This is a genomic window from Pirellulales bacterium (assembly GCA_036267355.1).
Lineage (GTDB): Bacteria > Planctomycetota > Planctomycetia > Pirellulales > DATAWG01 > DATAWG01.
This window is the reverse complement of sequence record DATAWG010000066.1, coordinates 21,726-28,310: the sequence shown is the minus strand read 5'-3', so window position 1 is coordinate 28,310 and position 6,585 is coordinate 21,726. Positions and strand designations below refer to the sequence as shown.

5 protein-coding genes are annotated in these 6,585 nt (G+C 61.0%); all 5 read right to left on the bottom strand.

What is annotated here, in order from left to right; genetic code table 11:
• Positions 1–31 precede the first annotated feature (31 nt).
• Positions 32–895: a TolC family protein gene (locus tag VHX65_10350; protein HEX3998941.1), complete on the bottom strand. Its 864-nt coding sequence runs from the start codon at positions 893–895 to the stop codon at positions 32–34.
• On the bottom strand, positions 784–1,638 hold the full coding sequence (locus tag VHX65_10345) for a TolC family protein (GenBank protein ID HEX3998940.1): 855 nt from the start codon (positions 1,636–1,638) through the stop codon (positions 784–786). Before VHX65_10345 ends, VHX65_10350 begins: the two co-directional genes overlap by 112 nt.
• A 209-nt stretch (positions 1,639–1,847) precedes the next feature.
• Positions 1,848–3,458, bottom strand: a complete 1,611-nt coding sequence (locus tag VHX65_10340) for a DHA2 family efflux MFS transporter permease subunit (GenBank protein ID HEX3998939.1) — start codon at positions 3,456–3,458, stop codon at positions 1,848–1,850.
• 84 nt (positions 3,459–3,542) lie between these two features.
• A complete protein-coding gene (locus tag VHX65_10335) occupies positions 3,543–4,871 on the bottom strand; it encodes an HlyD family secretion protein (GenBank protein ID HEX3998938.1) in 1,329 nt (442 codons plus the stop codon).
• A 337-nt stretch (positions 4,872–5,208) separates the two neighbouring features.
• Positions 5,209–6,426 (bottom strand): trypsin-like peptidase domain-containing protein, encoded by a 1,218-nt coding sequence (locus tag VHX65_10330; GenBank protein HEX3998937.1) that lies wholly within the window; start codon positions 6,424–6,426, stop codon positions 5,209–5,211.
• Positions 6,427–6,585: the final 159 nt, after the last annotated feature.

Here is a 6,585-nt window from a genome sequence, read left to right as displayed (position 1 = left end):
GGCACACGGAGTGTGCCTGCTACGCTGCTCTCTAAGGACTTGGCACGGGTGGCTGCGATGCGCCGACGGGAGGCGGAACTTCTTCCGATCCGGTGGCGCGAGGCATCAATTGTTCGGCGAACGTCGGCCCTGGCGGGCAGGGCTGGGCAAAGTATTCCCAGCCGCCGCCCAGGGCTCTGTAGGCTTGGATCAAGTTCAGGTCGATGTTGCCCCGGGCGACTGCCAATTGATCTTTGGCGTTCACAAGCGCGGTCTGTGTATCGAACACGCGATTGAAGTCGGACAAGCCCCCTTGGAATTGTTGCGTCGCCAGATCGACGGCCACCTCCAACTCGACGATCTCGGCTTCCAATTTCCGGGCTTGTCGTTCGGCTTGAATGAATCCCGTCAGTGCGTCTTCGACTTCTTGTCCGGCCGTCAGTACGGTTTGTTGATATTGCAGCGCGGCGCGTTGGAATCGGGCGTCCTGGGCGCGCACGCCGTTAGCGATGCGGCCATAGTTCAGGATCGGCCAACTCACGGTCGGCAGGATGATCGCGGTAAAGCTCTTCGGTTCGTAAAGTTCGCTGAGGTCCTTGGCCGTATATCCCAGAAAACCATTGATTGCGATACGCGGGTAAAAATCCGCTTGGGCGACGCCGACTCGGGCACTCTCGGCCGCCAACTGACGCTCGGCCTCGCCAATATCGGGCCGGCGGCGGAGCAAGTCGGCTGGCACGCCAATGGAAACTTCAGGCGGCGGCAGCGGAATGCCCGCGGGCAGGAACCGCGTTGCCGATTCGCTCACCGGCATTCCTCGCAACACGGCCAGCCGATGGCTTGCCTGCCGGCGGCCCGTTTCGAGCGCCGGCAGCAGCGACTCCGTTTGCAATAGATTGGCGCGCGCCTGCCGCACGTCGAGATCGGTGCTGCCTCCTTGTTTGAACGCTGTTCGGCGAGGCGGAGCGATCCGCGCTGGATGTCGGCATTGCGGCGGCTGTAGGCGATTCGCTGCTCGAACGTGCGCATTTGCACGTAGTTGGTGGCCACTTCCGCCAGCAGCATGACCAACGCATCGCGGTAGCCTTCGACGGAGGCATCGACGGTCGCGTTATTGGCTTCGACGGTTCTGCGGAATCGGCCCCAGAAATCCAGTTCCCACGATGCGTTGAACCCGGTAGCCCAGGTGTCAAACGTTCCGCCCAGCGGCAGGCCAAGATTCTTGCTCACTTGCGCATGCGCATAGTCGGCCAAGGCGTTTTGAGTTTGCGGAAATAAATCGCCGGCCGCGATGTTGCGTTCCGCGCGAGCTTCGAGAATCCGCGTGCCCGCAATTTGCAAATTCAGGTTTTCGTGATAGGCGGCATCGATGAGTTGGTCGAGAACTGGATCGCGAAACGCGGTCCACCATCCGCAATCGAGCGCGGGGGAGTTCGCAAGATGACGGTCGCCGGATTCGATCCAAGATTCCGCGACGGGGGCTGGCGGCGGCGTGTAGTTCGGCCCAACTTTAAAGCCGTCGTGCCACCATTGCGCAAGTCCACAGCCATTGGCCAATAGCGCGGCCAACAGCAGCGCTGCGACAAACGTTCGGCGATGCGCTGGCTCGCTGCCGCCCGTGCGTCCCGAAAGGCCCGGATTCCGCTCGGAAGGAGTCACGCCGTTTCTCCAGCATCATCCGCAAAATGATCACAACCGGTCGAATCCGGACTATGCCTATTTGTCGGCCGATCGTCAAAAACCGCATTAGCCGCAGCCACGCAGCCCAACCTAGTTGCCAATCGATGTCAATGTTTGGCGATTATTCCGGCGCGGCATGGGGGAATCAACCAGCCGAATCGTCGCAGCACGTCCGACGATTCGATCGGTCAGTGCGAGGCATGTTGCTCGCCGGGCTTGGCTTTGGCGAGCAAGAATGCCACCGGCAGAATCACGAGCGAGGCCCAGGCGAGCAAATAGAAGATGTCGAGGTACGACATGGTCGTCGCTTGAAGCTGCACCGCCTGATAAAGGGCTTCCAGCGCCGGCTTTTTGCCGGGAACGATGTGTTGAATATGCGCAAGGCCATTTCGAAATGCCGGCGAATAAGGCGTGAGATTTTCGATCAGTCGGCTTTGGTGGAATTGACTTCGCCGAGCGAGCAAAGTTTGCACGAGCGAAATCCCGACGCTGCCGCCCATGTTCCGCGACAAGTTGATGAGGGCCGATGCGTCATTGTTCGCGCCGGCCGGTAGACCGACATAGGCCACCGTTGATGCCGGAACGAACAAGAACGCGATGCCGCTGGCCTGAAACACGCGCGCCATGGCAATTTGCCAATACGAGATTTCGGCGTTCAGGCCGCTCATGCTGAAGAGCGAAATAGCCTCGATCAGCAAGCCAAACATAATCACGTTCCGCGCCGAGACTTTTCCCAGCAAGTAGCCCACCACCGGCATCAGCACCATGACGGCAAAACCACCGGGAGTGAGCGCCAAGCCCGCGTACGTGGCCGTGTAGTTGAGCACATCTTGCACCAATTGCGGGAGCAGTTGCGTGGTGCCGAAAAGAATGAATCCCACCGCAAACATGACGACATTTGCGGCCGCGAACCCTCGAATTCGCAGCAGGTGCAAATTGACGATGGGATCGGGCCGGGTAAGTTCCCAGATCACCAGAAACACGAGTGCAACGGCCGAAATGATGCTGAACGTGACAATGAAATTCGAGCCAAACCAGTCGTCGCGCTGACCCTTGTCGAGCACGACTTGCAAGCAGCCGAGCCCGAGCGCCACGAGCCCGAAGCCAACATAATCAACGCGAATCCCTTTCGCGTGCATCTTTTTTCGTGCGTTTCTTTCCGCCGGCGGCTCCACCAGCGTCCAAGCCGAAAGCACTAGCGACAACAGCCCGACGGGCAGATTGATGAAGAAGACCCAGTGCCAACTGTAGTTGTCGGTGATCCAGCCGCCGAGTGTGGGTCCGACGGTCGGCGCCACGACGACGGCCACGCCGTACAAAGCGAACGCCATGCCCCGTTTTTCCGGCGGAAACGAATCGGCAAGAATCGATTGTTCGCTCGGAGCCAGCCCGCCGCCGCCAATTCCCTGGAACACTCGAAACACGATCAACCAAGAAAGCGAAGGAGCCAATCCGCAGAGCACCGAGCTGGCCGTGAACAGCGCGACGCACGACATATAAAACCGCTTACGGCCCAGCACGCTCGCCAACCAGCCGCTGATCGGCAGCACGATCGCATTGGATACCAGATAGCTCGTGAGCACCCAGGTCGATTCGTCGACCGAGGCGGCGAGGCTGCCGGCGATATGTCTCAGCGAAACGTTGGCAATGCTGGTGTCCAGCACCTCCATGAACGTCGCGATCGACACGACGATGGCCACGAGCCATGGGTTATGCGGCCCGGCCATGCTCAGCGGCAATGGCGGGCTGCCGGTACGGGCGGCCTTCGGTCGGTCCAATTCGGCGGCCGTCGCGTGCATGCGATTTGCCTCAACGATTGAACCCAAGTCGAATGGATCGCCGGAATTGGATCAAGCCGGCGAATTCGAGACGCCGAAATTGAATTACCGAATGGTTATCCTGGGTTCGACCGACATTCCCGGTCCGAGCATCATGTCTTGCGGCACCGGCTGGTCGAACAGAATCTTGACCGGCACGCGTTGGACCACTTTCACGAAGTTGCCGGTGGCATTTTCCGCCGGCAAAATGCTGAACCGCGCCCCGGTTCCACGCTGGAAACTATCGACATGCGCATCCAAATAGCGGCTTGGAAATGCGTCGATGTGCACCCGCACATGCTGGCCCACATGCATGTTCGTGAGCTGCGTTTCCTTGAAGTTCGCCGTTACCCAAACATTGGGATCGACCAGAGCAAACATCGGTTGACCGGGCGCCAAATAGTCGCCCAGGTCGACGGTCCGCTGCGTGACACGGCCGGTGATCGGCGCGCGGATTTTGGCATACGACAGATTCAACTTCGCCTCGGCCAATTGCGCCCGCGCTTGGGCCATATCTGCGGCAGCGGTGACCTTATGCGCCCGCGCCAAGGATGCTTGCGCTGCCGACGAGTTCGTGGTTGCCCGCGCCGCTGTTTCTTGCGCGGCAGTCGATTGGGCGGTCGCGATCGCCGCGTCCAAAGACTGCCGGCTGGCAGCGCCTGTGGGCGTTAGCGCTTGGTAGCGAGCCAAATCCTTTTGGGCGTTTTGTGCATTGGCCACGGCGGCGGCCACATTGGCTCGGCTGGCTGCGACCTGGGATTCGGCCCCGGTGAGCTGCGCATCGGCTTCCGCCAGTCGTCCGGCGGCCGCGGCCGACGCGGCCGCGGCGCTGTCGAGTGCCGCCTGGTAGTCACGCGGGTCGATCTCGATCAATAATTGCCCGGCGGTGACAAGTTCGTTGTCGGTAAAGTGCATCGCCACGACATAACCGGTCACCTTGGGCTGCATCTGCACCACGTTGCCGTCGATAAAGGCGTCGTCCGTCGATTCAAACTGGCGTGCCCACAGCCAATAGACGATTCCGCCAACGATCACGACCACCGCGACAACGATGATCACCGTCATCAGCAGCGGCCGTTTATAGAACGGCTTGCTGGGCTGTTTGGCCTTCTCGTCCGGCGATCGATGTTCGGCCGCATCGGCATCAGAATCGGCGTCGGACTCGGCGTCGGAATCGCTTCCAGTATCGATTTCGGAGTCTGAGTCCGGTTTATGCTTTGCTTCGTCTTTCCTTTGTGGCTTATTCCGCGATTTTTCCGGCTGCGTCTGGCTGGTACGTGACGAAATGGCGGCGGCGTATCCGCGTGCTTCAATTTCTGCCAGCCGCTGCGATTCCGACGGCTCGCGGCCATTGGATTCAGCTTGTGGCGAGGAATCAGCGCTCTCGGCGGGCATAGGACACCGTTCAGGCTTGGAAGCCAAAAAAAGCCTGTGGATAAACGGCAAATAATGTGCCGTTTTTGCCCGCCCTGTCCGCGGCACGCCGATCCCCCGTCGCCGAGGATCAATTCCCGCGCTCGGCCTGTCGGCTCTTGGGTGTCGTCGGGCAACGGTTGTTTGCCGCGAGATACGCGGCGGGAAAGAAAGAACTCCACACCTGCTTTAACGCCGCGGAGCGACGGGCGACGTAGACAGCCACCGCGTCGCGGATGCGATTGCTGGAGGTTGCCGCGGCCCACTGCCGCCGCGGCCACTGCCGCCATCGCCTTCTTGGCTGGCGGCCGGATGACGGTCAGCTCGCGTCGAAATGCGCTCGGTCGCCGACTTTGACCGTCAGCCGCACCAGTTTTCGGTCGCGGAACACGACGATCGGCACTGCTTTGCCAACGTCGGTCAGGCTGACGAGATTCACCAGATGGGCGTCGTCGTCGACCGGCACGCCGTTGAATTCCAGAATCACGTCGTCGACTTGCAGCTTGGCAGCCGAGGCCGGCGAGTTCGGCGTGATTCCTGTGACGTGCGAACCCTCGACGCGCGGCAGGCCGAGGCTTGCCGCCGTCTGATCGCTGAAATTCGGATCGAGCGTGACACCCAAAAACGCACGCACCACCGATCCTTTTTCGATCAACTGCCGGGCGATGCTCATCGCCATGTTGATCGGAATCGTGAAGCCGATGCCTTCGCTGCCGCCGGAGCTGGTGGCGATAGCCGTGTTCATGCCGACCACTTCACCGCGCAAATTCAGCAGCGGCCCGCCGCTGTTGCCGGGATTGATGGCGGCATCGGTTTGCAGAAAGTCTTGGAATTGAATTCGCTCGTCGCCCAGCTCCAAATCGCGGCGCCCTTTGGCGCTGATGATGCCGAACGTGACGGTGTGGCTCAAGCCGAACGGGCTCCCCACGGCCAGCACGAAATCGCCGATGTCGATCAGATCGCTATTGCCGATGTGAGCCGGATAAACATGCGGCGCCGAAATCGCCAACACCGCCACGTCGGTTCCCGGATCGCTCCACACCTTCGTCGGGCTGATCGTGCGGCCATCGGAAAGCTTGATATGAATATTCGCTTCCGTGGCCGAGCGGATCACGTGCCGATTCGTGAGCACGTAGTAGTTGCCGCTCAGCTCGAAGATCGTGCCGGAGCCGGCTTCCTCGATCGACTGATGCGAATACCGCTTGGCGAGCGGATCGGCCTTGGTCGCCTCGATATGCACGATCGTCGGGCGAACCAGTTTCACGACGCGCTTGAGCACCATGCCCATCTGCTCCAACTGGGAAACATCATGCGAAAGCGCGGCATATTGCTTGTCGCGCTCCGCTTGGGTCGGCTCCGGATCGCCGGGCAACTGCGCGGCCGCGGGCAATGCGGTCGCCGCGATCAACATCGCCGCGAGGCTGGGCAGCAACCATCGCCGCAGGCGGGCTGGGGTCGATGCGGCACGAACTTGGGCGCGGCCGGTCCGTGTGAGAGCGTTCCTTCCGAGATAATCTGCGTCGTATTGCAAAGCCATCCGCTTGCTCCTGCTATGGTTGGTCCCGGCCGGATTGACGGGGGTGATTGGCCGGGCTGATGGATCGGGTGAATCCCTTGCTAGCGCTTGGGGCTCGCGGCCGGCATGTCGCTCCCGCATTCTAGTATAGGCTGGCGAACGTCGGACAGTCGTTTTCGC